The 26,618-nt window shown below is 66.7% G+C and carries 25 protein-coding genes; 20 read left to right on the top strand and 5 right to left on the bottom strand.

The genetic code is table 11. The features are described from left to right. Positions 1 to 33: 33 nt before the first annotated feature. Genes AC07PV_RS06445 through AC07PV_RS06435 form a run of 3 tightly spaced genes read right to left on the bottom strand, consistent with a single transcriptional unit; the run spans position 34 to position 2,608 of the window. Positions 34 to 459: an RNA-binding S4 domain-containing protein gene (locus AC07PV_RS06445; protein WP_218294046.1), complete on the bottom strand. Its 426-nt coding sequence runs from the start codon at positions 457 to 459 to the stop codon at positions 34 to 36. Beyond that, complete coding sequence (locus tag AC07PV_RS06440; RefSeq protein ID WP_218294047.1) at positions 456 to 1,925, bottom strand: sensor histidine kinase; 1,470 nt, start codon at positions 1,923 to 1,925, stop codon at positions 456 to 458. The genes AC07PV_RS06445 and AC07PV_RS06440 overlap by 4 nt, the downstream gene beginning before the upstream one ends. Further along, positions 1,922 to 2,608, bottom strand: coding sequence for a response regulator transcription factor (locus tag AC07PV_RS06435; RefSeq protein WP_255591356.1), 687 nt, complete (start codon positions 2,606 to 2,608; stop codon positions 1,922 to 1,924). Before AC07PV_RS06435 ends, AC07PV_RS06440 begins: the two co-directional genes overlap by 4 nt. Before the next feature lie 125 nt (positions 2,609 to 2,733). On the opposite strand from AC07PV_RS06435, the gene AC07PV_RS06430 reads away from it, so the two are divergent. The 15 genes from AC07PV_RS06430 (at position 2,734) to AC07PV_RS06360 (ending at position 20,233) form a co-directional block, all read left to right on the top strand. After that, the gene (locus AC07PV_RS06430; RefSeq protein ID WP_218294049.1) at positions 2,734 to 3,693 is read left to right on the top strand and encodes a Bug family tripartite tricarboxylate transporter substrate binding protein; all 960 of its coding nucleotides are present in this window, start codon (positions 2,734 to 2,736) and stop codon (positions 3,691 to 3,693) included. A gap of 76 nt (positions 3,694 to 3,769) precedes the next feature. Continuing rightward, positions 3,770 to 4,288 carry a tripartite tricarboxylate transporter TctB family protein gene (locus AC07PV_RS06425; protein ID WP_218294050.1) on the top strand — a complete coding sequence of 173 codons (519 nt, stop codon included), beginning with the start codon at positions 3,770 to 3,772 and terminating at the stop codon, positions 4,286 to 4,288. Between the two features lie 12 nt (positions 4,289 to 4,300). After that, on the top strand, positions 4,301 to 5,806 hold the full coding sequence (locus AC07PV_RS06420; protein WP_218340748.1) for a tripartite tricarboxylate transporter permease: 1,506 nt from the start codon (positions 4,301 to 4,303) through the stop codon (positions 5,804 to 5,806). A 207-nt stretch (positions 5,807 to 6,013) separates the two neighbouring features. Then, a complete protein-coding gene (locus AC07PV_RS06415) occupies positions 6,014 to 6,673 on the top strand; it encodes a DUF2325 domain-containing protein (protein WP_494629755.1) in 660 nt (219 codons plus the stop codon). Between the two features lie 116 nt (positions 6,674 to 6,789). Then, positions 6,790 to 8,301, top strand: coding sequence for a sigma-54 interaction domain-containing protein (locus tag AC07PV_RS06410; protein ID WP_218340750.1), 1,512 nt, complete (start codon positions 6,790 to 6,792; stop codon positions 8,299 to 8,301). 152 nt (positions 8,302 to 8,453) lie between these two features. Next, on the top strand, positions 8,454 to 9,647 hold the full coding sequence (locus AC07PV_RS06405; protein ID WP_494629754.1) for a substrate-binding domain-containing protein: 1,194 nt from the start codon (positions 8,454 to 8,456) through the stop codon (positions 9,645 to 9,647). A gap of 175 nt (positions 9,648 to 9,822) precedes the next feature. Then, complete coding sequence (locus AC07PV_RS06400) at positions 9,823 to 11,295, top strand: extracellular catalytic domain type 2 short-chain-length polyhydroxyalkanoate depolymerase (protein ID WP_494629753.1); 1,473 nt, start codon at positions 9,823 to 9,825, stop codon at positions 11,293 to 11,295. 269 nt (positions 11,296 to 11,564) lie between these two features. Then, complete coding sequence (locus AC07PV_RS06395) at positions 11,565 to 12,338, top strand: ABC transporter ATP-binding protein (protein WP_218294056.1); 774 nt, start codon at positions 11,565 to 11,567, stop codon at positions 12,336 to 12,338. Further along, complete coding sequence (locus tag AC07PV_RS06390) at positions 12,335 to 13,081, top strand: ABC transporter ATP-binding protein (protein WP_369642118.1); 747 nt, start codon at positions 12,335 to 12,337, stop codon at positions 13,079 to 13,081. Before AC07PV_RS06395 ends, AC07PV_RS06390 begins: the two co-directional genes overlap by 4 nt. A gap of 115 nt (positions 13,082 to 13,196) precedes the next feature. Beyond that, a complete protein-coding gene (locus AC07PV_RS06385) occupies positions 13,197 to 14,183 on the top strand; it encodes a branched-chain amino acid ABC transporter permease (RefSeq protein ID WP_494629751.1) in 987 nt (328 codons plus the stop codon). A gap of 16 nt (positions 14,184 to 14,199) precedes the next feature. Further along, positions 14,200 to 15,273, top strand: a complete 1,074-nt coding sequence (locus AC07PV_RS06380) for a branched-chain amino acid ABC transporter permease (protein WP_494629750.1) — start codon at positions 14,200 to 14,202, stop codon at positions 15,271 to 15,273. Positions 15,274 to 15,373: 100 nt separating this feature from the next. Beyond that, a complete protein-coding gene (locus AC07PV_RS06375; RefSeq protein ID WP_494629860.1) occupies positions 15,374 to 17,503 on the top strand; it encodes a D-(-)-3-hydroxybutyrate oligomer hydrolase in 2,130 nt (709 codons plus the stop codon). A 100-nt stretch (positions 17,504 to 17,603) separates the two neighbouring features. Beyond that, positions 17,604 to 18,770, top strand: a complete 1,167-nt coding sequence (locus tag AC07PV_RS06370) for an ABC transporter substrate-binding protein (RefSeq protein ID WP_494629748.1) — start codon at positions 17,604 to 17,606, stop codon at positions 18,768 to 18,770. Positions 18,771 to 18,816: 46 nt separating this feature from the next. Continuing rightward, positions 18,817 to 19,683 carry an alpha/beta fold hydrolase gene (locus tag AC07PV_RS06365; protein WP_494629747.1) on the top strand — a complete coding sequence of 289 codons (867 nt, stop codon included), beginning with the start codon at positions 18,817 to 18,819 and terminating at the stop codon, positions 19,681 to 19,683. A gap of 82 nt (positions 19,684 to 19,765) precedes the next feature. Continuing rightward, entirely contained in the window at positions 19,766 to 20,233 is a 468-nt protein-coding gene (locus tag AC07PV_RS06360; RefSeq protein ID WP_492246071.1) for a DM13 domain-containing protein, read from the top strand. A gap of 9 nt (positions 20,234 to 20,242) precedes the next feature. Here AC07PV_RS06360 and AC07PV_RS06355 read toward each other — a convergent pair whose 3' ends face one another. Further along, entirely contained in the window at positions 20,243 to 20,497 is a 255-nt protein-coding gene (locus AC07PV_RS06355) for a glutaredoxin family protein (RefSeq protein WP_218294064.1), read from the bottom strand. Between the two features lie 166 nt (positions 20,498 to 20,663). Between AC07PV_RS06355 and AC07PV_RS06350 the strand changes: the two genes are divergently transcribed. From AC07PV_RS06350 to AC07PV_RS06335, 4 genes are all read left to right on the top strand, one after another. Next, positions 20,664 to 20,867 carry a lipocalin family protein gene (locus tag AC07PV_RS06350; RefSeq protein ID WP_494629746.1) on the top strand — a complete coding sequence of 68 codons (204 nt, stop codon included), beginning with the start codon at positions 20,664 to 20,666 and terminating at the stop codon, positions 20,865 to 20,867. Next, the gene (locus AC07PV_RS06345; protein ID WP_494629744.1) at positions 20,848 to 21,174 is read left to right on the top strand and encodes a lipocalin family protein; all 327 of its coding nucleotides are present in this window, start codon (positions 20,848 to 20,850) and stop codon (positions 21,172 to 21,174) included. Before AC07PV_RS06350 ends, AC07PV_RS06345 begins: the two co-directional genes overlap by 20 nt. Then, on the top strand, positions 21,171 to 21,755 hold the full coding sequence (locus AC07PV_RS06340) for an NAD(P)/FAD-dependent oxidoreductase (RefSeq protein WP_494629742.1): 585 nt from the start codon (positions 21,171 to 21,173) through the stop codon (positions 21,753 to 21,755). Before AC07PV_RS06345 ends, AC07PV_RS06340 begins: the two co-directional genes overlap by 4 nt. 297 nt (positions 21,756 to 22,052) lie before the next feature. Beyond that, a complete protein-coding gene (locus tag AC07PV_RS06335; RefSeq protein ID WP_369642124.1) occupies positions 22,053 to 22,835 on the top strand; it encodes a hypothetical protein in 783 nt (260 codons plus the stop codon). A 95-nt stretch (positions 22,836 to 22,930) separates the two neighbouring features. Here AC07PV_RS06335 and AC07PV_RS06330 read toward each other — a convergent pair whose 3' ends face one another. Then, a complete protein-coding gene (locus AC07PV_RS06330; protein ID WP_494629740.1) occupies positions 22,931 to 24,856 on the bottom strand; it encodes a sigma 54-interacting transcriptional regulator in 1,926 nt (641 codons plus the stop codon). Positions 24,857 to 25,134: 278 nt separating this feature from the next. Here AC07PV_RS06330 and AC07PV_RS06325 point away from each other — a divergent pair, with 278 nt between their 5' ends. Beyond that, positions 25,135 to 26,610 carry a benzaldehyde dehydrogenase gene (locus AC07PV_RS06325; RefSeq protein ID WP_494629739.1) on the top strand — a complete coding sequence of 492 codons (1,476 nt, stop codon included), beginning with the start codon at positions 25,135 to 25,137 and terminating at the stop codon, positions 26,608 to 26,610. Positions 26,611 to 26,618 lie beyond the last annotated feature (8 nt).

Here is a 26,618-nt window from a genome sequence, read left to right as displayed (position 1 = left end):
ACACGGAGCCTGGCCGGGTGTTTCGGGGACGGACTATTCGTCGATCGACGCGCTCCAGCGGTCTCCCCAGCTGCGCGCGCCCACGCGCTCGATATCGCGCCGGTCGCGCTTGGTGGGTCGGCCCTCCTGCAGCGTGGCGGCGGGCTCGGGGGCCAGCCGCCGTTGTTCGGCAGCCTGTTCACGCGCCGTGATGCTGTCCGCCGTTTCCTCGTACAGCTGCTGCGCAATGGGGGCGGGTCCGCGCGCGCCGCTCAGGCCCCGCACCAGCACCGTGCGGGCGAGGGGGCCCTGGCGCAAGGCCACGGTATCGCCGCAGCGCAGGTCGCGTGCAGGCTTGGCCAGCTGGCCGTTGACCGTCACGCGGCCCTTGCCGATCTCTTCGGTGGCCAGGCTGCGCGTCTTGTAGAAGCGGGCGCACCAGAGCCACTTGTCCAGCCGCATTGTCTCCGAGGTGTTCATGCGGAGGATTGTGACGCGTGTGCGTGGTTTGCACTGTCAGCCGATGGCGCGGCCAGTGGCAGGCGTACAACGGCATCCAGGCCCGCCACCCGGTGGCCCACCACGCGGTTGGTCAGCGAGATGCTGCCCCCGATGGCCTCCACGATCTCGCGGCAGATCGCCAGGCCCAGGCCGCTGCCGGCGCGCACATCGCCCGCCGAGAACGGCTGGAAGAGGCGGGCCGCCAGCTCGCCGTCGATGCCGGGGCCCTGGTCGCTGAGGGTCAGCGCCACATGGTGGCTGTCGGTGCGCAGGTCCACCGTCAGCTCGCTGCCCTGCGGCGCATGGCGCACGGCGTTGTGCAGCAGGTTGCGGCTCAGTTCGCGCAGCATCCACTCGTGGGCCTGGACCCGCGCGGGCACGGTCTGTATGCCGAAGTCCAGGTCGCGCTGCGCGATCAGTGGTGATATCTCCAGCGCCACGGTGCGCAGCACATCGTCCAGCCGCGTGGTGGGCGGTGCGCTCTGCTGGCGCAGTTGCTCCACCTTCGCCAGCGCCAGCATCTGGTTGGCCAGCTGGGTGGCGCGGTCCACCGTATCGCTGATCTCGTGCAGGGCCTGCCGGGGCTCCACGTCGCCCCGCAGGGCCGATTGCACCTGGGTCTTCAGCACGGCCAGGGGGGTGCGCAGCTGGTGGGAGGCATCGCGCACGAAGCGCTTCTGGTGGCGCAGCAGGTGGCGCAGGCGCTGCATCACTTCGTTGGTGGCGTCGATCAGCGGCTGCAGTTCGCGCGGCGTGGAGGGGGCGGCGATGGGGCTCAGGTCGCCCTCCCGGCGGTCCTGCAGCTGCAGGCTCAGCTGCCGCACGGGATGGATGGCCCGCTGCACCACCAGCACCACGGTGAGGGCGATCACGGCAATCAGCAGGGCCTGGCGCAGCAACGTGTTGCGCAGGATCTGCAGGGCCAGCGTTTCACGCACTTCGAGCGTCTCTGCCACCTGGATCACGGCCATGGCCCGGCCTTCGGAGCTGGCCACGGGCTGCAGCAGGACGGCCACGCGCACGTCGCGGTCGCGAAAGCGGTCGTCGTAGAAGTCCACCAGCGCGGCGTAGGGCGGGCGGTCCGGGATCTTTCCACGCCAGACAGGCAGTTCGGCAAACCCCGAGACCAGTTCGCCATGCAGGTTGGAGACGCGGTAGAACATCTGGCTCTGGTTGTCGGCCTCAAAGGCTTCCAGGGCCGAGTAGGGCACGGTGGCGCGCAATTCGGCCGCGTCGTCAAAGCCTTTCACGTCGAGCTGTTCGCTGATGGTCTTGGCGGACGCCAGCAGCGTGCGGTCGTAGGCGGTGTGCAGCGATGCCAGCGTCTGCTGGTACAGGCTGAAGGTATTGAAGCCGATGAACAGCGCCACCGGCAGCAGGATGCCCAGCAGCAGGCGCCTGCGCAGCGAAGGGTGGCGGTGCCCGCCGGCGGGGGCTGCGGTCATGCGTCGGTCCGCAGCAGGTAGCCCAGCCCGCGCAGCGTCATGAGGGTCAGGCCGGTGCCCGCCAGTTTCTTGCGCAGGCGGTACACCACGACCTCGATGGCCTCGTACTGCACATCCAGCTGGCCGGGGAACACCAGCTCGTACAGCCGCTCCTTGGTGACGGCGTGGCCTGGTTGGGCGAGCAGGGCGTGCATGAGCGCCAGCTCGCGCGGCGTCAGCTCCATCACCTCGCCCTGGAGATACAGCGCGCCGCTGTTCTTGTCATAGCGGATGGCACCGATCTGCACGGTGCTGGGAGCCAGCTGCGTGCCGGGTAGGGGGTCCGCGCTGCGGCGTACCAGGGCACGCAGCCGGGCCTCGAGTTCGTCCAGGTCGAAGGGCTTGGGCAGGTAGTCGTCCGCCCCTGCGTTCAGCCCCATCACCCGGTCGCCCACGGTGCCTCGGGCGGTGAGGATCAGCACCGGCGTTCGCAGGCCGCGCGCGCGCGCCTGCTGCAGCACCTGCAGGCCGTCGAGCCCGGGCAGGGTAAGGTCCAGGATGACGGCGTCGGGCTGGCGGGACGCCCACTGGCTCAGGGCGGATTTGCCGTCGCCCACCGCGGTCACCTCCATGCCGCGCCGGGTCAGTGCACGGTGCAGGGTCGCCTGCATGGTGGGGTCGTCTTCAACGAGGAGCAATTGCATGCGCGGCACCATAGCATCGTCTCATCGCATGCGCCGTATGGGTGTTTTCCCTGAGTCGCAGGACAGCCGTTTGACAGGCAGCGCGCGCATCATCGAACGGTTCGCAAACCTTACAAGGAGACACCATGCGTCGCGATATGTTTCTGAAATCACTGGCTGCCATGGCCGCCGCCGGCGTGCTGCCGGTATCGGCCCAGAGCGCCCACGCCATCAAGATGATGATTCCCGCCAACCCCGGCGGTGGCTGGGACACCACGGGCCGTGCGCTGGGCAAGGCCATGCAGGATGCAGGCGTCGCGTCGTCGGTGTCTTATGACAACAAGGGCGGCGCCGCTGGCGCCATCGGCCTGGCCCAGTTCGTCAACGCCAGCAAGGGCGACCCGAACGCCCTGATGGTGATGGGCGCCGTGATGCTGGGCGGCATCATCACGGGCAAGCCGCCCGTGGGCCTGGACAAGGTGACCCCGCTCGCGCGCCTGACCAGCGAATACAACGTGTTCGTGCTGCCCGCCAATTCGCCTTTCAAGTCCATGAAGGACGTGGTGGACCAGCTCAAGAAGGATCCCGGCAGCGTGAAGTGGGGCGGTGGCTCGCGTGGTTCCACCGAGCACATCGCGGCAGCGATGATCGCCCGCGAAGTGGGCGTGGACCCCGCCAAGATCAACTACGTGGCCTTCCGTGGGGGTGGTGAGGCCACCGCCGCCATCCTGGGCGGCAACGTCACGGTCGGCGGCAGCGGCTACAGCGAGTTCGCCGAGTACATCACCGCGGGCAAGATGCGCGCCGTGGGCGTCACCTCGGGCTCGCGCCTGAAGGGCGTGAACGTCGCCACGCTCAAGGAGCAGGGCATCAACGTGGAAATCGGCAACTGGCGCGGCGTGTACGGCGCGCCTGGCATCACTCCCGAGCAGCGCAAGGCGCTGATCGAGGCCCTGTCCAAGACCTTCAAGCACAAGGCCTGGCAAGATGCGATGGAGAAGAACGGCTGGACCCCCGCATGGATGGCCGGCGACGAGTTCGCCAACTTCGTGGATGCCGAGTTCGCCAGCATGCGCGCCACCATGGCCAAGTCGGGGATGATCTGAGGCCAGCAAGTTAGGCCTCGGCTGCGCGGCCCCTGCGGGGTGCGCGGCCTTGCTGCCCGCCCGGTGAAGGAAAAACATGACACAACAACATTCATCGCGCTCCAAGCCCTTGCAGACCCTGATAGGGGCGGGCCTGGTGGTGCTTGCGCTGTTTCTGGCCTGGGGTGCCAGCACGGTCAGCTCGGAGGCGGGCTACGGCGGCGTGGGCCCCAATTTCTTTCCCTGGGTGGTCAGCATCGCCTTGCTGATCTGCGGCGTGCTCTGCGTGGTGCATGCACTGACCGGGGGCTTTCGTGAGCTGGAAGAGGGCTCGGGCGACGAGCGCGCCCACTGGAAGGGCTTCATCTGGGTGTCGGCCGGGCTGCTGCTCAATGCCTTGCTCATCACGACGCTGGGCTTCATCCTGAGCTGCGCGCTGTGCTTCGTGCTGTCGGTGCGGGGCTTCAAGAGCTCGGAAGGCGAGCTGGACCTGCGCCTGCGGGCCTGGATCAAGGATTCCCTCATTGGCGTGGCCGTGGCCGCGCCGGTGTTCTGGATGTTTACGCAATTGCTGGCCATCAACCTGCCCGGCCTCACCAACACGGGGTGGCTGTAAAGCCTGCACGCCATGGAAACGTTGAACCTCCTGATGCAGGGTTTTGCCACCGCTGCCACTCCCATCAACCTGATGTGGGCCTTCGTGGGCTGCATGATCGGCACCGCCGTGGGCGTGCTGCCCGGCATCGGGCCGGCCGTGGCGGTGGCCATGCTGCTGCCCATCACCGTGAAGGTCGAGGCCACGGCCTCCATGATCTTCTTCGCGGGCATCTATTACGGCGCCATGTATGGCGGCTCCACCACGTCCATCCTGCTGAACACGCCCGGTGAGGCGGGCTCCATGGTCACCGCCATGGAGGGCAACAAGATGGCCAAGAACGGCCGTGCGGGCGCGGCGCTGGCGACCGCCGCCATCGGCTCGTTCGTGGCGGGCACCATCGCCACCGTGCTGGTCACGTTCTTTGCCCCCCTGGTGGCTGAATACGCCGTGCGCCTGGGCCCGCCCGAGTATTTCATGCTGATGGTGCTGGCCTTCACCACCGTGAGCGCGGTGCTGGGCAAGAGCACGCTGCGCGGCATGGTGGCGCTGTTCGTCGGCCTGGCCATGGGCCTCATCGGCATCGACCAGATCTCGGGCCAGGCGCGCTACACCGGTGGCGTGCCCGAGCTGATGGACGGGATCGAGGTGGTGCTGATCGCCGTGGGCCTGTTTGCCGTGGGCGAGGCCTTGTACAACGTGATGTACGAAGGCAAGACCGACGAAACCCAGAACCGCCTGACCAGCACGCACATGACCAAGGAGGAGTGGAGGCGTTCGTGGCCCGCATGGATCCGCGCCACCTTCATCGGCTTTCCGTTCGGCACCGTGCCCGCGGGCGGCAGCGAGATCCCGACCTTCCTGAGCTACGCCGCTGAAAAGAAGCTGAGCAAGCACAAGGAAGAGTTCGGCACCACCGGCGCCATCGAAGGCGTGGCGGGCCCCGAGGCCGCCAACAACGCGGCCATCACGGCCACGCTGATCCCGCTGCTCACGCTGGGCATTCCCACGTCCAACACCACGGCCATCCTGCTGGGTGCGTTCCAGAACTACGGCATCCAGCCCGGCCCGCAGCTGTTCGACACCAATGGCGCGCTGGTGTGGGCACTGATCGCCTCTATGTACATCGGCAACGTGATGCTGCTCATCCTGAACCTGCCGCTGGTGGGCCTGTGGGTGAAGCTGCTCAAGATTCCCAAGTCGTACCTGTACGCGGGCATCCTGGTGTTCTCCACGCTGGGCGTGTACGGCATGCGCCAGAGCGCGTTCGATCTGGTGCTGCTGTATGCGATCGGCCTCTTGGGCGTGGTGATGCGCCGCTTCGACTTCCCGGCCGCTCCAGTGGTGGTGGGCATGATCCTGGGGCCTCTGGCCGAGGCGCAGATGCGCAACGCCGTGTCGATTGGCGAAGGCAAGTGGACGATCTTCCTGGAGCGCCCCGGTTCGCTGACGCTGATCGTCATCGTGCTGTCCGTGCTCATCGTGCCGCGCCTGCTGCGGCGCTGGGCGGCACGCAAGCTGGCGGCGCTGGAGCGCTGATACACACAAAGGCTCGCAAAAAAGAAAACCGCGCCACATGGCGCGGTTTTTTCATGCGGGCACCGGCTGGTGCAGACGGCGGATTTCGCAAGCCAGACCACAAGGGTTTCATGCCCCCGTTGCCTTCCCCACCAAGGTGACTTGCGTGCTCACAAGCCGTGAATCGTACCATAAAATGCGAATAGTTCTTATTTGCAAGGATGGTGCATGCAATCACTTCCGCAGGAGTTTCTGGCGCTCTGCCGCCAACTGGGCGATGCACAGAAGCGCTGCAGCACCGCCATGGCCGCCCAGGCCGCGCAGATCGAGGCACTGCAGCGCCAGGTGGTGCGGCTGCGCGCCCAGGTCATCGTGCGGGACACGCGCCTGGCGATGGCGCGGGATGAACTGGAGCGGATGAAGGCCGCGCACCCCGGCCTGCCCCGCCGCAAGGCCATGGCGCTCCACATCGGCGTGCTCGCCGAGCGCATCGCGAGCTTGTCGCGCGAATGCCTGCGCTGGCGGCTTGCGGCACAGGCCGATGCGGTTCCCGCCAGCGGCGCTGCGGCGGCCCGCGTGCATGCCCCGGCCGGCGCCCTGCGCGGGGCGCCCGCGGGCTCGGCGCTCGACGCCAACCTGGCCGCGGCCGACCTGGTGATCTGCCAGACCGGCTGCATCAGCCATGACGAGTACTGGCGGGTGCAGGACCACTGCCGCCGTACGGGCAAGCCTTGCATCCTGGTGGACCAGCCCCTGGCCGTGCGAGAGGCAGAGGCGCTGGCCGCCATCCAGCCCATGGTGGTCCTGCGCATGGTGCGCGCGCAGCGCCCTGCGGACGGCACCACCACCGGGCAGAAGGCGTTGATCTTGAATGAAAATGGCCGCTAGCGCTGAAGGAATAAGCGCAAAATGCTATTGATTTGATAGTATTTGGCGGCGCGGGTTCGAGGCGCTGCGCCGGGCCCGTGGCGCCTGTGGCGGCCGCGCCGCGCTACCATCCGTGGATGCCCCTGCTCACCGACGACGCCCCCGCACTGCCGCTGGATGCCCAGGGCATTCTCGAACTGGCGGCGCGGTCCATGTTCCAGCTGTTTTCCAGCGTCAGCCAGGGCATGTTCCTGGTGGACCGCAGCGGGCGCATCGTGTGGGTCAACGAAGGCTACCAGCGCTTTCTGCCCGACCTGGGGTTCTCCTCGGTCGACCAGTTCGTGGGCCGCACGGTGGAAGAGGTGATCCCCAACACCCAGATGCGCCGTGTGCTGGAGACCGGCCAGCCCGTGCTGATCGACCTGCTCACCAACAAGGCGGGCACCTTCGTGGTCAGCCGCATCCCGCTGCGCGACGATGCCGACCGCGTGATCGGCGCCATCGGCATCGTGCTGTTCGACCACCCCGAGACCACGCTGCAGCCGCTGATCAGCAAGTTCGCGCTGCTGCAGCGCGACCTGGACGACGCGCGGCGCGAACTGGCCAGCCAGCGCAGCCGCTCCCTGGCCGTAGCGGGCGACGGCGAGCGGCGCGCCAAATACACCTTTGCCAGCTTCATTGGCTCCAGCCCTGCGGCGGCCGAGGTCAAGCGCCAGGCGCGCCGCGCGGCGCAGTCCAGCAGCCCAGTACTGCTGCTCGGCGAGACGGGCACAGGCAAGGAGCTGCTGGCCCATGCCATCCACGCGGCATCCAGCCGCGCCAGCGGCCCGTTCGTGAGCGTCAACATTGCCGCCGTGCCCGACACATTGCTGGAGGCCGAGTTCTTTGGCGTGGCCCCCGGGGCCTACACCGGTGCCGACCGCAAGGGGCGCGACGGCAAGTTCAAGCTGGCCGACGGCGGCACGCTGTTCCTCGACGAAATCGGCGACATGCCGCAAAGCCTGCAGGCCAAGCTGCTGCGGGCCCTGCAAGAGGGCGAGATCGAGCCGCTGGGCTCCAACAAGCTCGTGCCCTTCAACGTGCGCATCCTGGCCGCCACGTCGCGCGACCTGGCCGCGCTGGTGCGCGAAGGCAAGTTCCGCGAGGACCTGTTCTACCGCCTGCACGTGCTGCCCGTGCGCGTGCCGCCGCTGCGCGTGCGGCGCACCGACATCCCGGCCCTGGTGGAGGCGCTGGGTGAAGACCTGGCGCTGCGCAACAGCACGGCCCCGCCCGAGCTGCTGCCCGATGCCATGGCGCTGCTGGCGGGCCAGCCCTGGCGCGGCAACATCCGCGAACTGCGCAACGTGCTGGAGCAGGCCGTGATGCGCAGCGACTCGCCGTCCATCGACGCCGCCCAGCTCGAGCGTGTCCTGCGCGAGGCCGGCGTGGAGCCGGCCGCTCCCGCGCCGGTGCTGGACACGGCTTCCATGGCCGATGCCCAGGACGAAAGCCGCTACCTGCGTCCGCTGGCCGAGCAGGTGGCCGAGCTGGAGCGGCGCGCCATCGCGGCGACCCTGAAAGCCCATGGCGGCAACAAGCTCGCCACCGCACGGCAACTGGGCATCTCGCGGGCCACGCTGTATGGACGTCTGGAAAACCCTGAATAAATATCAGACATATGTCTGATATTTCTACAATTGGATTGTTCAAAAATCAGACTATGTCCCGCAGGCGTCAGCAGGGTTTTTATACAAATCAACAGCTTGCATGCTGGCATGAACTGTGCAATGTTCAGGCATCACAACAAGGAGACATCGCCATGCATCGTCGCACCCTGGTCGCCCTGGCCACCGCTGCCGTCACCGCCGCCACGCTTTCCACCCCCGCTTTCGGCCAGGCCGGGGAAATCCGCATCGCCCACATCTACAGCAAGACCGGCCCGCTGGAGGCCTATGGCAAGCAGACCCAGACCGGCCTGCTGATGGGCCTGAACTACGCCACCGGCGGCAGCATGACCGTCAATGGCAAGAAGCTCGTCGTGATTGAAAAGGACGACCAGGGCAAGCCTGACCTGGGCAAGAGCCTGCTGGCCTCGGCGTATTCGGACGACAAGGCCGACATCGCCGTCGGCCCCACGTCCTCGGGCGTGGCCCTGGCGCTGCTGCCCGTGGCCGAGGAATACAAGAAGATCCTGCTGGTGGAGCCTGCCGTGGCCGACGCCATCACCGGCGACAAGTGGAACAAGTACATCTTCCGCACCGGCCGCAACAGCAGCCAGGATGCCATCTCCAACGCCGTGGCCGTCGACAAGGCCGGCGTGACCGTGGCCACGCTGGCGCAGGACTATGCCTTCGGCCGCGACGGCGTGAAGGCCTTCAAGGACGCGCTCAAGAACGCCAAGCTCGTGCACGAGGAGTACCTGCCCACGACCACCACCGACTTCACTGCCGGTGCCCAGCGCCTGATCGACAAGCTCAAGGACGTGCCCGGCCGCAAGGTCATCTTCATCATCTGGGCCGGCGCGGGCAACCCCTTCAAGATCGCCGACATGGACTTGAAGCGCTACAACATCGAGATCGCCACGGGCGGCAACATCCTGCCCGCCATGGCCGCGTACAAGAACTTCCCTGGCATGGAAGGCGCCACGTACTACTACTTCGGCATCCCCCAAAACCCTGTGAACGAAGCCATGGTGGCCGCGCACTACAAGGAGTTCAAGACCCCGCCGGACTTCTTCACCGCCGGCGGCTTCAGCTCCGCCATGGCGCTGGTCACGGCCCTCAAGGCCACGAACGGCGACACCAACACCAACAAGCTCATCAAGACCATGGAGGGCATGAGCTTCGAGACCCCCAAGGGCAAGATGACCTTCCGCAAGGAAGACCACCAGGCCATGCAGAGCATGTACCACTTCAAGATCAAGGTGGACCCGGCCTTCGCCTGGGGCGTGCCCGAGCTGGTGCGCGAGATCAAGCCTGAAGAAATGAACGTGCCGATCCGCAACAAGCGATAGGCCGGTTTTTTCGATGCGTTAGCGAGGCCCGACGGACAGGACAACCATCCTGCTCCTTCGGGGTTCATCCCGCAGGGGCGGCCGCCCCTCTTTTTCCAGTGAATTGATGCATGAACCCCCGGATCACACGGGGGCAGGGTCGGTTTTTCTCAAAATTATTTGGAGACAAGACAACATGGCTTTCAATTTCATCCGGGCGGCTGCAGCAGGGGCTGTAATTTCAATGTGCGCAGCGGGCGGCGCGATGGCCGCCGTCAACCTGCCCGCGCTCAAGATCGACAAGACGCAGACCACCGTGTCGGGCCTGTCGGCTGGCGGCTTCATGGCCGTGCAGCTGCACGTGGCGTATTCGGCCACGTTTGCCAAGGGCGTGGGCGTGGTCGCGGGCGGGCCGTTCTATTGCGCCGAGGGCTCGGTCGTCAATGCCACGGGGCGCTGCATGGCCAGCCCGGCGGGCATTCCCACCAGCACGCTGGTCAGCACCACCAACACCTGGGCCAGCCAAGGCGCCATCGACCCCGTGGCCAACCTGCAGAACTCGAAGGTCTACCTGTTCTCGGGCACGCTCGACAGTGCGGTCAAGACCGGCGTGATGGATGCCCTGCGCACCTACTACAACAGCTTCGTGCCGGCCGCCAACGTGGTCTACAAGAAGGACATCGCGGCCGAGCACGCCATGGTCACCGACGACTACGGCAACGGTTGCACCACCAAGGCAGCGCCCTACATCAGCAACTGCAACTTCGACCTGGCCGGTGCCATGCTGCAGCACCTGTACGGCCCGCTCAATGCGCGCAACAACGCGGCGCTGCCCACCGGCAACTTCATCGAGTTCAACCAGAGCGAATTCATCTCCAACCACGGCATGGCCGCCACGGGCTGGGCCTATGTGCCGCAGGCCTGCCAGGCGGGCGGCAGCGCCACCTGCAAGCTGCATGTGGTGCTGCATGGCTGCAAGCAGAACATCAGCGATGTGCAGCAGCAGTACGTGCGCAACACGGGCTACAACCGCTGGGCCGACACCAACAACATGGTGATGCTGTACCCACAGACCAGCACGGCCGCCACCAACAGCTGCTTTGACTGGTGGGGCTACGACAACGCTAACTACGCCAAGAAGTCTGGTCCGCAGATGGCGGCCATCAAGGCCATGGTGGACCGGGTCTCCAGCGGCGGCACCACCAACCCGCCGGTGGACCTGCCTGCCCCCACGGGCGTGAGCACCTCGGGCGCCACCGCCAGCAGCATGGCGATTGCCTGGAGTGCCGTCTCGGGCGCTGCCAGCTACAACGTGTACCGCAACGCCAACAAGGTCAACGCGCTGCCCGTGACCGCCACGAACTACAGCGACACCGGCCTGGCCGCTTCCACCACCTACAGCTGGACCGTGCGTGCCGCCGATGCCAACGGAGCCGAAGGCGCCGTGTCCGCGGCGGCATCCGGCACCACGCTGGCGGCGCCGGGTGGCGGCACGGGCACCTGCACCACGGCCAGCAACTATGCGCACACCCTCGCGGGCCGGGCGTACGCCTATGCGGGCTTCGCGTATGCCCTGGGCTCCAACCAGGGCATGGGCTGGTGGAACGTGTTCGTGACCACCACGCTCAAGCAGACCAGCCCCGGGTACTACGTGATCGGTACCTGCTGAAGCATGTACAACCCCCTGAGCCGCTTCGCGTCTTCCCCCTTCTCTCGGATGGCTGCGCCATTCGGGAAGGGGAGGCGCCAGCGCACGCAGGAGAAACGCCGCTGTGCAGCTTGGGCGGCCCTTGCGCGGCGGTTGCTGGTTTCGCCCGCGCCAGGTGCGGAGACTGTTGACGATGGGAACGCAGTGCAGGTCTTGGCATCCCGCCGCAGGGCTGGGTTGCCGGCCTCTTTGAATGAAATGACGACGACCGTGAAAGTGAAACACCACCCATGAGCACCTTGGCCACCAAGGACTTGACCATCCGCTTCGGCGGCCACGTGGCGGTCAACGCCGTGACCTGCTCCTTCGAGCCCGGCACGCTGACCGCCATCGTGGGCCCCAACGGTGCGGGCAAGACCACGTACTTCAACCTCATCTCGGGGCAGCTGCGCGCCACGGCGGGCAGCGTCACGCTGGGCGGGCAGGACCTCACGGGCCAGTCGGTCTCGGCGCGCACGCATGCGGGCCTGGGCCGGGCGTTTCAGCTCACCAACCTGTTCCCGAACCTCAGCGTGCTGGAGAACGTGCGCCTGGCCGTGCAGGCCACGCAGGAGGGCAAGCACCGCCGGGGCCTGAACCTGTGGAGCATCTGGAGCGACCACCGCGCGCTGACCGAACGGGCGCTGGCCATCCTGCACACGGTGGCCATGCACGAGCGCCGCGACACCCCCGTGGCCAGCCTGCCGCACGGCGACCAGCGCAAGCTCGAAGTGGCGCTGCTCATGGCGCTGGAGCCGCAGGTCTACATGTTCGACGAGCCCACGGCCGGCATGAGCCACGACGAGGCGCCCGTGATCCTGAACCTGATCCGCGAGCTGAAAAAAGACAAGACCAAGATCATCCTGCTGGTGGAGCACAAGATGGACGTGGTGCGCGAGCTGGCCGACCGCATCATCGTGCTGACCAACGGCACCCTGGTGGCCGACGGCCCGCCGGCAGAAGTGATCGCCTCGCCCGTGGTGCAAGAGGCCTACCTGGGCGTGACGAAGGAGGCGGCAGCATGACCACCACCACCAACAACAATACCGGCAACCTGCTCGAACTCAAGGGCGTGCACACCCACATCGGCGCGTACCACATCCTGCACGGCGTCGACCTGGCCGTGCCCAAGGGCCAGCTCACCATGCTGCTGGGCCGCAACGGCGCGGGCAAGACGACCACGCTGCGCACCATCATGGGCCTGTGGCATGCGTCCCAGGGCTCGGTCCACTTCGGGGGCAAGGACATCACGGCGCTGAACACCCCGCAGATCGCGGGCATGAACATCGCCTACGTGCCCGAGAACATGGGCATCTTCGCGGACCTGACCGTGAAGGAAAACATGCTGCTGGCCGCGCGCGGCGCCAAGAACGCAGCGCAGATGGACACGGCGCGGCTCGAATGGATCTTCAAGCTCTTCCCGGCCGTGGAGAAATTCTGGAACCACCCGGCCGGCAAGCTCAGCGGCGGGCAAAAGCAGATGGTGGCCGTGAGCCGCGCCATCGTCGAGCCGCGCGACCTGCTCATCGTGGACGAGCCGAGCAAGGGCCTCGCCCCCGCCATCATCAACAACATGATCGAGGCGTTCGACCAGCTCAAGAAGAGCGGCGTGACCATCCTGCTGGTGGAGCAGAACATCAACTTCGCGAAGCGGCTCGGCGACACCGTGGCCGTGATGGACAACGGCCAGGTGGTGCATGCGGGCAGCATGGCCGCGCTGGCGCAGGACGAGGCACTGCAGCGGTCGCTGCTGGGGTTGGCACTATGAATTTCACACCAGATTTCAAGCTTTTTTGGCCACTGGCGCATGATGGTAAAGCGCTGATAGCTATTAAAAATATAGCATTTGCGCGCACGCTGCTTGCCACGCAAGGAGACCGGGCATGAGCATTACCCGCGACTTCGACTGGAAGCCCCTGGCCCTGGTGCCCGCGCTGGCACTGCTGGTGCTGCCCTTCATCGGCTCGCCCAGCACCTGGCTCACGCTCACGGTGGCGGGGCTGGCCATGGGCATGATCATCTTCATCATCGCCTCGGGCCTCACGCTGGTGTTCGGCCTCATGGACGTGCTCAACTTTGGCCACGGCGTGTTCATCGCGCTGGGCGCCTTCGTGGCCACCAGCGTGCTGGGCACCATGGGCGACTGGACGCAAAGCGCCGAGCTGTGGCGCAACCTGCTGGCCGTGCTGCCCGCCATGCTGGTGGCCATGGCCGTGGCGGGCGCGGTGGGCCTGGCGTTCGAGCGTTTCATCGTGCGGCCCGTGTACGGCCAGCACTTGAAGCAGATCCTCATCACCATGGGCGGCATGATCATTGGTGAAGAACTCATCAAGGTCATCTGGGGCCCCGCGCAGATCCCGCTGCCGCTGCCCGAGGGCATGCGTGGCTCGCTGCTCATTGGCGATGCCGCCATCGAGAAATACCGCCTGGTGGCCGTGGCCGTGGGGCTGCTGGTGTTCGCCGTGCTGGCCTGGACGCTGTCGCGCACCAAGGTCGGCCTGCTCATCCGCGCCGGCGTGCAGGACCGCGAGATGGTCGAGAGCCTGGGCTACCGCATCCGCCGCCTGTTCATCGGCGTGTTCGTCGTGGGTTCGGCCCTGGCGGGCCTGGGTGGCGTGATGTGGGGCCTGTACCAGCAGAACGTGGTGCCGCAGATGGGCGCGCAGGTCAACGTGCTGATCTTCATCGTGATCATCATCGGCGGCCTCGGGTCCACGGGCGGCGCCCTCATCGGCGCGCTGCTGGTGGGGCTCATGGCCAACTACACCGGCTTCCTGGTGCCCAAGGTGGCGCTGTTCTCCAACATCGCGCTGATGGTTGCGATCCTGCTCTGGCGTCCGCAGGGTGTGTACCCGGTCGCGAACCGTTGAAGAGGAGCCCCAAGACATGCTGAACCGACTTCTTTCCAACGATTACCCGCGCAGCAAGGTGCTCGCGGTGATCCTGGTGGCCATCCTCATCGGGCTGGCGTTTGCACCCTTCCTGTTCCCGGGCGTCAAGGCGCTGTCGGTGGCCGCCAAGGTGCTGATCTTCGTGGTGCTGGTGGCCAGCTTCGATCTGCTGCTGGGCTACACCGGCATCGTGAGCTTCGCGCACACCATGTTCTTCGGCATCGGGGCCTACGGCATCGCGGTGGCCACCACCCGCCTGGGGCCGACCTGGATGGCGCTGGGCGTGGGCATTGGCGGCGCGCTGCTGCTGTCGCTGCTGCTGTCGCTGGCAGTGGGCTTGTTCTCGCTGCGCGTGCGCGCCATCTTCTTCGCGATGATCACGCTGGCCGTTGCCGCGGCGTTCCAGACGCTGGCCTCGCAGCTGTCGGACATCACCGGCGGCGAAGACGGCCTGACCTTCAAGGTGCCCGAGATCCTGTCGCCCAGTTTCGAGCCCTTTGAAGAGCCCTTCCTGGGCGTGGCCATCGACGGCCGCCTGATCTGCTACTACCTGCTGTTCGTCGCGGCGGTGGCGCTGGTGCTGGCGCTGCTGCGCATCGTCAATTCACCGTTCGGCCGCGTGCTGCAGGCCATCCGCGAGAACGAGTTCCGCGCCGAGGCCATCGGCTACCGCGTGGTGGTGTACCGCACCACGTCGAGCGTGCTGTCGGCGCTGTTCGCCACCATGGCGGGCGCGATGCTCGCGCTCTGGCTGCGCTACAACGGACCCGACACCTCGCTCAGCTTCGAAATCATGATGGACTGCCTGCTCATCGTGGTGATCGGCGGCATGGGCACCATCTACGGATCGGCCATCGGCGCCGTGCTCTTCCTGGTGGCGCAAAGCTACCTGCAGGACCTGCTGCGCCTGGGGCACGAGGCCACCTCGGGCCTGCCCTGGCTGTCTGCGCTGCTCTCGCCGGACCGCTGGCTGCTGTGGCTGGGCGTGCTGTTCGTTCTGTCGGTGTATTACTTTCCTACCGGTGTGGTGGGGCGCCTGCGCGCGGCAGCTGCGCGCAAGGCGGGGTAGGCGGCCCTTTCCCGCACGCGGGCTGGTGCGGAAGGGGCGTGGGTCAGCTGTGCAAGAAGCAACGCGAAGAAAAATACCAGGAGACAAGCACATGATGAGCATGAAGACAGGGTTTCGTCCGTTCGTTCCCGCCGCGGTGGCAGCCGCCGTTCTCGCCGCCTGTGGCGGTGGGGATGGCGAGCACGTCCCCCTCAATGCAAAGCCCGCATACCTGGGCGCCATTGCCGAGACTGCCTATGACGGCAGCAGCAACGACCTGTTGACCGCGGGCCTCGGTGCCACCGGCATGGCGGCGGCGCTGCCGCCCGCCTATGCCGACCCGCTCAAGCCCACCGCCGCCGAGTTGCGCCGCACGGCCATCCACACCAACTACCGCGCCATGCTCGACATGACGGCCGCGGGTGGCTACGGCCTGCTGTACGGCCCCAACGTGGACGCGCAGGGCAAGGTCACGGCGGGCGAGGGCAAGGTGGCGGGCACCGAGTACATCGCGTTCGCCGACGACGGCACGGGCCGCAAGAATGTCACCCTGATGGTGCAGGTGCCTGCGAGCTTCGATCCCAGGAAGCCCTGCATGATCACCGCGACCACGTCGGGCTCGCGCGGGGTGTATGGCGGCATCTCCACGGGCGAGTGGGGCCTCAAGCGCGGCTGCGCCGTGGCGTATTCGGACAAGGGCACGGGCGGTGCGCCGCACGACCTGCAGAACGACACCGTGCCGCTCATCGACGGCACCCGGACCACCGCCACCGCGGCGGGCAAGGATGCGGCCTTCAATGCCGGGCTCACGGCATCGGAGCTCGCGGCCTTCAACAAGGCCACCCCCGACCGCTTCGCCTTCAAGCATGCCCATTCAGGCCAGAACGCCGAGAAGGACTGGGGCACCACGACGCTGCAGGCGGTGGAGTTCGGCTACTACGTCCTCAACCAGCGCCACGGCGAGACCAACGCGGCCGGCCAGCGCCTGAAGACGCTCACGCCCCGCAACACCATCGTGATTGCGTCCAGCATTTCCAACGGTGGCGGCGCGGCGATCGCCGCCGCCGAGCAGGACACGCAGGGCCTGATCAGCGGCGTGGCCGTGTCCGAGCCCGCGCTGGAGCTGCCCGCCAACCCTGGCGTCACGGTGCGCCGTGGCAGCACCGAGGTGGCGGTCACGGGCAAGACGCTGGTGGACTTCACCACCTACGCCAACCTGTACCAGGCCTGTGCATCGCTGGCGCCGTCGGTCAGCGCCAGCCCCTTCGCCGCGGCGTTCGCGGCCGGGTTTGCCAGCGCGGCGCTGCCCATCGCGCCCAACCGCTGCGCGGCGCTCAAGACGGCGGGGCTGCTGTCGGCCTCCACCACCGCAGCGCAGGCCGAAGAGGCGCTGCAAAAGCTGCGCGCCTATGGCTGGGAGCCCGAGTCGAACGACCTGCATGCCTCGCTGGCCGCGTTCGAAGTGGCCCCGGCCGTGGCGGTGACCTTTGCCAACAGCCTCTCGCGCAGCAGCGTGAAGGACCACCTGTGCGGCTTCAGCTACGCGGCCACGGCGACCACGGGCGCGGTGGTGCCCCTGGCGGCCGCAGCGTTGCCGGGCATGTTCGCCACCGGCAACGGCGTGCCGCCTTCCGGTGGCATCAACCTCGTGAACAACCTGGGCAAGCTGGGCCCGGCGCGCGACTTCCTGTCGTTCTCGGACGCGGGCGTGGCCGACTGGAACACGGCGGGCGCGCTGTGCCTGCGCAACCTGGTCACCGGCACCGACGCAGCGGCCAGGAAGCTGCAGGCCGGCGTGGATGAAACCCGCCGCAACGGCAACCTGCGGGGCAAGCCCGCCGTCATCGTGCACGGCCGGGCCGATGCGCTGCTGCCCGTGAGCCACACCTCGCGCCCCTATGCCGCGTTGAACAGGAAGATCGAGGGCGCAGCCAGCCGGCTCAGCTATGTGGAAGTGGCCAACGCCCAGCATTTCGACAGCTTCATCGGCCTGCCCACGGTGCTGCCGGGCTACGACACGCGCTACGTACCGCTGCACGTGTACCTGAACCACGCGCTCGATGCCGTGTACGAGCACCTGGCCAATGGCAAGGCCTTGCCCGCCAGCCAGGTGGTGCGCACCGTGCCCCGGGGCGGCACACCCGGCAGCGCGCCGGCCATCACCGCCGCCAACGTGCCGCCACTGGCCACCGTGCCCGCTGCGGCCAATGCCATTGCCATTGCGGCAGGCGCCATCTCCATCCCCGACTGACGCGGGCCCCCGGCTGGCGAAAGAGGGAATCACCCCGTGTGCCGCGCCCGCGGTGGGCGTGGCGCCGGGGCCATGTGTTTCTGGCGCAAAGGATGGATGTATGAACGCTGTGATGAAGACCTGGGGCCGCCGCATGGCGTCGGCGCTGGCGGTGCCCGTTGTGCTGGCGCTTGGCGCCGCTGGCGGCGCTGCGCCCGCGCGTGCCGCCGAGATCGTGGTGGGGCAGGTGGCGCCCTTGTCGGGCGTCTTGGCCAGCACCGGCGCGCAGATGGTGCTGGGCGGCAAGATCTACTTCGACTGGGTCAACGCCCAGGGCGGCGTGCATGGCGCCTCCATCCGCCAGGCGGTGGTGGACGATGCCTACAAGGTGGACGACACCGTGAAGCTGACCCGCGAGATGCTGGCCAGGCCCGAGGTGGTGGCGCTGTACGGTTTCGCGGGCACGGCCAACATCACCCAGCTGCTGGCCGACGGCGTGCTGGAGCAGGGCGGCGCCGCGCTGGTGGCGCCCTACACGGGGGGCGAATCCCTGCGCAACCCTTTCAACCCGTGGATCTTCCATGTGCGCGCCGGGTATGCGGACGAGACTGAACACATGGTCCAGCAGCTCACCACGCTGGGCATGAACCGCGTGGCCGTGATGTACCAGGACGACGGTTTTGGCAAGGCGGGCCTGGCGGGCGTGGAGGCGGCGCTGGCCAAGCGCAACCTCAAGCTCGTGGTGGCGGCCGGCTATGAACGCAACACCGACAAGGTGGACGATGCCGTGAAGGCCATCAAGGCGGCCGACGTGCATGCCGTCATCATGATCGCCGTCAACAAGCCCGCGGCCGCGTTCATCCAGCGCTACCGCGAGCAGGGCGGCGGCGCGCAGCTGTACAACATCTCCGTGGTGGATCCGACCGAACTGGTCAAGCTGGCGGGCCTGAAAAACGCGCACGGCCTGGGCATCAGCCAGGTGGTGCCGTACCCCTACCGGCCTCAGCTGCCGGTGGTGCGCGAGTACCAGTCGCTGCTCAAGAAATACGCACCCGATGCCGAGGTCAACTACACCAGCTTCGAGCAGTTCCTGGGCGCCAAGGTACTGGTCGAAGCCCTGCGCCGCGCCGGGCCCCTGCCCACGCGCACCAAGGTCGTCAAGGCGCTGGAGTCGATGCAGAGCTATGACCTGGGCGGCATCACGCTGGGCTATTCGCCCACCAACCGCATCGGCTCGCGCTATGTCGAGGTCACCGTCATTGGCAGCAATGGCCGCCTCATGAAGTAGCCGGCCGCCACCTGTTTTCCATCTGTTGTTCCCAAAGGTTGCCACCATGTCCCCCATCTCGCGCTACGCCACCTGCGCCGGCTATGAAATCCACTACATGGAGTGGGGGGCGCGCGATGCCCCCGTGGTGGTGGCATGGCACGGCCTGGCGCGCACCGGGCGCGACATGGACGAACTCGCCGCGCACCTCGCCCCGCGCTACCGCGTGATCTGCCCCGACACCATCGGCCGGGGCCTGAGCCAGTGGGCGCGGGCACCGCAGGACGAGTACCGCCTGTCGTTCTACGCGCGCATCGCGGCCGGCCTGTTCGACCAGCTGGGCATCGAGAAGGCGCACTGGGTGGGCACGTCGATGGGTGGAGCGATCGGCACGGTGTGCGCATCGGGCCTGTTCCAGCCACAGCTCAAGGGCCGGATCACCAGCCTGCTGCTCAACGACAACGCGCCCCGCCTGGCGGATGCCGCGCTCGAGCGCATCAAGGCCTATGCGGGCCACCCGCCCTCGTTTGACACCGTGATGGAGTTGGAAGCCTTCTTCCGGCAGGTGTACCAGCCCTACGGCTGGCTCAGCGATGCGCAGTGGCGCCGCCTGACCGAGACCTCGACCCGGCGCCTGCCCGACGGCCGCGTGACGCCGCACTACGACCCGGCCATGGTGCAGCAGTTCACGCACCACACCAACGACTATCTGATCTGGGACCACTACGACGCGCTGGAGATCCCCGTGCTGTGCCTGCGCGGTGCGGAATCCGACCTGGTGCTGCGCGAGACCACCGCCGAGATGCTCACGCGGGGCCCCGGCGCGCGCGGGCTGGCGCAGGTGGTGGAGGTGCCCGGCTGCGGCCATGCACCCGCGCTCAATGTGCCGGCGCATTACGCGCTGGTAGACGGGTTTCTGGCACGCGCATCCTGAACGGATGGAGCGGGGAGTCGCGCAGCGTTGAAGGCGAGGGCGCTGCGCGGTACATTGGGCCCACACCACTCAACCCCTCGCCATGAAACCCCTGCTGCTCATCGCCTCGCACCTGCTTGCCCTGGCTTTGGGGTTTGCGCTGGGTGTGTATGTGCTGCCGATCTTGATAGCGCCGGATGCGCCCACGCAGCAGGAGATCCAATCCAGCCTGCCCACCGCCCAATGGACGGCCACCTTCCGCCGTGACCTGAAAGACAGCGACGCCCTGCACTGGGGCGAGGGCGCCGTGTCCCTCGGCCCGCAGGCCGTCAGCCTGCTGGGCAAGCTGGCCCCGGGGCCGGACTACAAGCTCTACCTGTCGCCCGAGTTTGTCGAGACCGAGGCCGAATTCAAGCGCCTCAAGCCCCAGATGCTGCGCGTGGGGGATGTGAAGACGTTCAACAACTTCATCGTCCCGGTGCCGCAGGGCGTGGACCTTACGAAGTTCAACACCGTGATCGTGTGGTGTGAGACCTTCAGCGAGTTCATCACCGCGGCGCAGTACCGGTAGTTCAGGCCGTTAAGCTGGGCTCTGCGGGGCGATTTGCGCCAACGCTGCCTGCAACCCGGCCAGTCCACCTACGCGCTGGTCATTGATAAAGATCTGTGGCATCTGCCGCACTGAGGGCCCGCACTTGGCATAAAAGGCCAGGCGCTCGGCCTCGTCATCGATCTTGATTTCCTCATACGGCAGCGAGCGCGACTTGAGGAGCATCTTGGCCGACTCGCATTGCGGGCAGGCGGACTTGGAATACACAGTGATTTGAAGAGCCATGGTGCAAGTTTACGGGGCACGGTATGGGCCAGACGTGCCAGAGGCCATCCGACACCGCACGGAAATCCCATCGAGTTGCCATTTGGTTTGTTTTGCGACTGCTTGGTAATTTATGCCCCGATTGTTCCCCTGAGCCCACCGGTCCGTGTTGCTGGTGATGGTTGCCATGGTGTTGGCCCTCACTGGCTGCTCATCCGCCAGCCCACCCCCCGGCATCACACCCTTCACCCCGTTCGACCTGGCCCGCTACGAAGGCTGCTGGTACGAAGTCGCCCGGCTCGACCATTCGTTTGAACGCGGCATGACGGACGTGAGCGCCACCTACCAGCGTCAGGGGGACGACAGCGTGCGTGTGCAACTGGGGCTTTGACACCGGCAAGAATGGCTGGCGCCAGGCGGACGGCAAGGCGAAGTTCACCGGCGATGCGAACACCGCGTCGCTCAAGGTGTCGTTCTTTGGTCCGTTCTACGGCAGCTACCACGTGGCCGCGCTGGATGCGGACTACCAATGGGCGCTGGTGGTGGGGCCCGACCTCAGCTACTGCTGGATCTTGTCGCGCACCAAACAACTGGCCCCGCCGTGCGCGAGCAGCTCATCGCCCGTGCCAACGTCCTGGGGCATCGACACCCAGGCGCTGATCTGGGTGACCCACGAACGCACCGACCCAAAATCATGAGGCTCCCTGCGCCACAAACCAGTGCCGTCATTGGCGCAGGCCTGGCAGGTCTGTCGTGTGCGCAGGCGCTGCTGCAGGCAGGCCACATGGTGCATGTGTTTGACAAAAGCCGTGGACCTTCCGGCCGCATGAGCACCCGTTGCCCTGAAGAGGAGCACGGTGCCTGGCAGTGCGACCACGGCGCGCAGTATTTCACCGCCCGCGATCCCGCCTTTCGTGCGGAGGTGGCCCACTGGCAGCGGGCGGGCGTGGCCGCAGTGTGGGATGCCCGCCTGGCCAGTTTTGACGGCAGCATATGGACCACGCCGCACACTCCGCTGGAGCGGTTTGTGGGCACACCGCGCATGACGTCGCCCGCCGCGTGGCTGGTGCAGAGCCTGGGCGACCGTGCGCTGGCGCAGTGGCGAACCACCGTACAGCGGCTGGACTGCTCCGAGGGCGGCTGGACCATCACCTCCGCAGAGCATGGCCCACTCCACCAGCGTTACGACGCTGTGATGTTGGCGGTGCCTGCCCCGCAGGCCGTACCGTTGCTCGCCCCCGTAGCGCGCGCTGGCGCTGCCGTGGCCGCTGGGCCGTGATGCTGCGCTACGCTGCCCCCGTGGCCATGCCGTGGGAGGGCGCCTTCATCAACACCGGCCCGCTGCGCTGGGTGGCGCGCGACAGCAGCAAGCCTGGCCGATGCCACGTTGAGCCAGAGCTTCCGGCTGGGCATGGTGTACAGGCAACTCCAAAATGCAGGGTCCGCAACTCGATGCGCTGCGCGACCATGCCGCTGACCTGCGCACGCGGCTGGATGCGCTATAGCCCTCCCTACCCATCACCCAACGCCACTCCCACCGCAGGACCGCGCCATGTCTCACGCACAGCCCCCCGCAATGCCGTTCACCTCCCTGCAGTCTCTGCCACCCGGCAACGGAAGTTGGCAAGACGGTGCTAACGTCATATCCATGCTTGAGGACTATTTCTCCCTTCAATTGAAATTTGCCAAGTGCTACGCGGTGAAAGCAGCAGTGCCGTTCGACGTCGCCATTGACCGCTGTACCAACTTGCGACGCAGGCTGAATCTGTGGGGGGACACTGGCGCGAGTAGGTGGGATCTCTTTCTGGACAGGGTAAAAAGCGCGGTCGATGACCATGCCGAGCAAGTCGCTTTATGTGCCGGGTTCCAACGATCTCTTTCCTACGTCGAAGTCACACGGTCGTTCGGCTGTTTCTCTTACGATCCGCCCGATGCATGCGGTACCTTGCGCATCCACTTTGTTGCGCCGGATGGAATCAATTCCAGTCCGCTGGCTATTGAGAATTCCAGTGCGAGGAGGGCCGACCTGCAAGATCTGATTTCGCATGTTCAGCGCACTGAGCCCAGCGTTACAACCGTGCGCGGCGTTTCCTGGCTCTACAACCTGCAGGCATATAGGCGGCTCTTTCCAACGGCCTATAGCGCTTCAGTTCAGACCGCACGGTTTCCTTTGCACTTGAACGGGAGTTCAACCTGGGGCCAGGTACTGAACTGGCGGCAGGAGGTGAAGCCGGCTGTACGAGATCAATTGTTAGTTCGCCTCAATGACATGGAGGTCGCAACTCCTTGGCGGGTCTTTCCGCTCCAAGCTTTGGTCGCTACAAGCCAGATCGAGGTGTTTTATGACTGGTTCACATGAAGGTTTTCGAATGCTGGGCATGGGCCCGAACCAGTCTTCCAAGTGACCTGCTTGGGTGACCGCAACCGTTGCAAGCCGCTCGCATTGTTCCTTCCTCAAATCCCAAACTTCTTCACCCGATAAGCCATCGTCGCCCGGCTGATCCCCAGCAGCCTTGCCGCCGACGCCACATTGCCTCCCGCGCTGCGCAGCGCCTGCCGCAGCAATTGTTCTTCGGCCTGATGCAGCGGCGCGACCGTTGGCGTGGCGGTGGGTGTCGGGTTCCAGCTGGATGTTGGCTGTGGGGGTGCTGGGTTTTGCGGGGCAACGGCGCCCGCGGCAACTCCGCGTTGCGGCTGCCCCGTCGCATGCAGCGTGCCCGTGCTGTTCGGATTCAGGTGCAGCGACATCACGTCCGAGCTCGGCTGTTCGCCCCCGGCAAACAAATGGTGCGGCTCGATCGGCTCGCCATCGGTGGCCAAAATCACACTGCGCTCGATCAGGTTCTGCAGCTCGCGGATGTTGCCGGGAAACGGGTAGTGAAACATCGCCTTCACCGCTGCCTGGCTGAAGCCGGGTACCTGGCGCTGGTGCTTGCGTTGGTAGTGCGCAAGGAAGTGGCTCATCAGCAAAGGGATGTCGTCGCGCCGGTCGCGCAGCGGGGGCAGGTGGATGGGGAATACGTTGAGGCGGTAGAACAAATCTTCGCGGAAAGTGCCTTCGCGCACGGCCTGGCGCAGGTCCACGTTGGTGGCGGCCACCAGGCGCACGTCCACGCGCACGGTGCGGGTGCCGCCCACGCGCTCTACTTCGCCCTCTTGCAGAGCGCGCAGCAGCTTGCCCTGGGCCACCAGGCTGAGCGTGCCGATTTCGTCGAGGAAGAGGGTGCCGCCGTGCGCGCGCTCAAAGCGCCCGGGGCGCGATGTGCCTGCGCCGGTGTAGGCGCCACGCTCCACGCCAAACAGTTCGCTTTCCACCAGCGTGTCGGGGATGGCCGCGCAGTTGATAGCCACAAAGGGCTGGTCTTTGCGCGGGCTGATGCGGTGCAGCATGCTGGCAAACATCTCTTTGCCCACGCCCGATTCGCCGGTGAACAACACGGTGGCGGCGGTGGGCGCCACGCGCTGCAGCATGTGGCAGGCGGCGTTGAAGGCGGATGAGGCGCCCACCATGGTGGCTTGGGCCGTGGGCTCGGCGGCGGTGCCTGCGGGGGGCGCGGAGGTTTTGCCCGGTGGCACGCCCAGGTAGGTGGTGCGCGCCTTGCCCTGCGCCCCTTCTGGCATCGAGGGGGGCAGCGATGCGGGCGGGGTGCCCACAAAGTCCTGGGCGTTCAGGTAGAACAAATCCTGCTCGGGGTCTTCCCACAGGTGGGCCGACTTGCCGACCACGCGGCAGTGCGCGGCGCCGGACGAGCGGCAGTCCACCTCGCGAAAAACGATCATGTGGCCGAACAAGGTGCTCACATAGCCCGTGGCGTAGCCCACCTGCATCCAGCACGCGGGCGATCCGCCCACGCCATAGGCGGCAATGTGCTCGTCGTCCTCGCTGGAGTTGTGCCACAGGAACTCGCCTTCGTACGCGCCCCTGTCCGCGTCATATCGTGCGTGCACCACTTCCACCTGCACCACGCCCTCCAGCGCATGCAGGCGGGTGCCCGCAATGGCCGCGGCCGTGGGCTCGGCGTTCGGCCACTGCTGGCGCACCAGGCGGGCATCGCGCGCGCCGCTCACATAGCCCGCGCGGGTGAGCAGGCCGCGTGCCTTGTCCAGGCCGATGCTGTCGATCAGCTCGCGCCGCAGCGATCCCAGGGCCTCGGAGTGCAGCAGGATCATGCGCTGGTCTTGCAGCCAGATGCGCCCGTCGCCGGGCGAGAAGAACAGGCATTCGCTGATGTCGGCCACCGTGGGGTGGGTGTGCTGGCTCACGCCGACGGTGTCGAACCCGCCCAGGGCACAGGGCTCGGTCGGGGCAAGCAAACCCCCGGCCTGGCTGGTGGCTGTGCTGCGATTCAGATCGGCCAGGGAGACACGGCGTCGGGACATGGGTTCTCCGGCAGTCATCAAAAATGGATCAGAAAGTGATCATTTGAGCAATTGGCAAGCGGCCATTTGTTTATGAATGGTAACTATTTGGTGGCAAAAAGTCCCCCATGCCAGCCGTCTTTCAGCCTAGGGAAAGTCCGTAGCGTCCCCTCTCAAAAAAGCCCCGTCGAGCGTGTTCAACGGCGTTGGGGCGCGTGGGGCTGGTACGCCCGTTGCAATTTGAGGTCACACCGCCGCGGCAATGCGGTGGGTTTTGATTTCAACCAAGGAGCAATGCAATGGGTGTTTCAGAAAAACCAGGCCTGCTGGACAACCGCCTGTGGGCGGGCAAGGCCTTTGACGGTGCGTGGGAAACTTCGCTGAGCACAGCGCGTGACGCGGTCGAGCCTGCTACGGGCCAGGTGCTCAGCCGTGTGGGCATTGCCAGTGCGGCAGAGATGCAGGCCGCCATTGGCCGGGCGCAGCAAGCGCAGGCTGCATGGGCTGCCACGGGGCCGCGCGAGCGTGCGGCGGTGTTCCATCGTGCAGCCAGTATTTTTGAGCTGCACTTTGACGAGCTGGCCATGGCAGTCGCCCGCGAAACCGGCGGCATCGTGCCCAAGGGCCAGCACGAGGTGCGCGAGGCCATCACGCTTTGCCACCTGGCCGCAGCCCTGCCCATGCAGGCACAGGGCCAGGTGCTGCCCAGCACGCCCGGCCGCCTGTCCATCGCCCGGCGCGTGCCGCACGGCGTGGTGGGCGTGATCTCGCCGTTCAACTTCCCGCTCATCCTGGGATTGCGCTCGGTGGCCCCGGCGCTGGCGTTGGGCAACGCGGTGGTGCTCAAGCCCGACACCCGCACGCCGGTGAGCGGCGGTTTCATCATGGCCCGCGTGTTTGAAGAAGCCGGTCTGCCCAAGGGCTTGCTGCAGGTGGTGCCCGGCGACGCCGAGGCGGGCGAGGCGCTGGTGGTGGACGAGCGCGTGCCCATGATCGCCTTCACCGGCTCACCCGCCGTGGGCCGCCGCATCGGCGCGCTGGCGGGGCAGCACCTGAAGAAGGTGTCGCTGGAGCTGGGCGGCGCCAACAACCTCATCATTCTGGAAGACGCCGACCCCGATGCTGCGGCCAGCGCCGCCGCGTTTGGCGCGTGGTTCCACCAGGGGCAGATCTGCATGGCATCGAACCGCATCCTGGTGCACGAGTCGATTGCTGAAGCCATCCTGCAGCGCATGGTGGGCAAGGCCACGCACCTGCCCGTGGGCGACGGCGCCAGCGGCCAAGTGGCCCTGGGCCCGATGATCGACGCCAAGCAGCTGCAGCGCTTCGACAAGGTGATCAAGGACAGCGTGGCCCAGGGCGCAAAGCTCGAAGCGGGGGGCACCTACAAGGGCCTTTGCTACAAGCCCACGGTGCTCTCGGGCGTCAAGCCCGGCGTCCGTTCGTTTGACGAAGAGCCCTTCGGCCCGGTGGCCAACCTCGTCACCTTCCGTACCGACGACGAGGCCGTGCAACTGGCCAACACGAGCCAGGGCGGCCTGGCTGCGGCCGTCATCAGCCCCAGCATGGGCCGCGCGATGGCCATCGGCCAGCGGCTGCGTGCGGGCATGGTCCACATCAATGACCAGACGGTGAACGATGAGTGCACCAATCCCTTTGGCGGCCCCGGTGTGGGTGGCAACGGGGGCAGCGTGGGTGGGCCTGCGGACATCGATGAGTACACGCAGTGGCAGTGGATCACGGTCAAAGACGCGCCGCCCGCATTCCCGTTCTAGCAGCGACA

The sequence above is a fragment of the Acidovorax sp. GW821-FHT09A11 genome (assembly GCF_059418365.1).
This window is presented reverse-complemented; position numbering and strand designations above follow the sequence as displayed.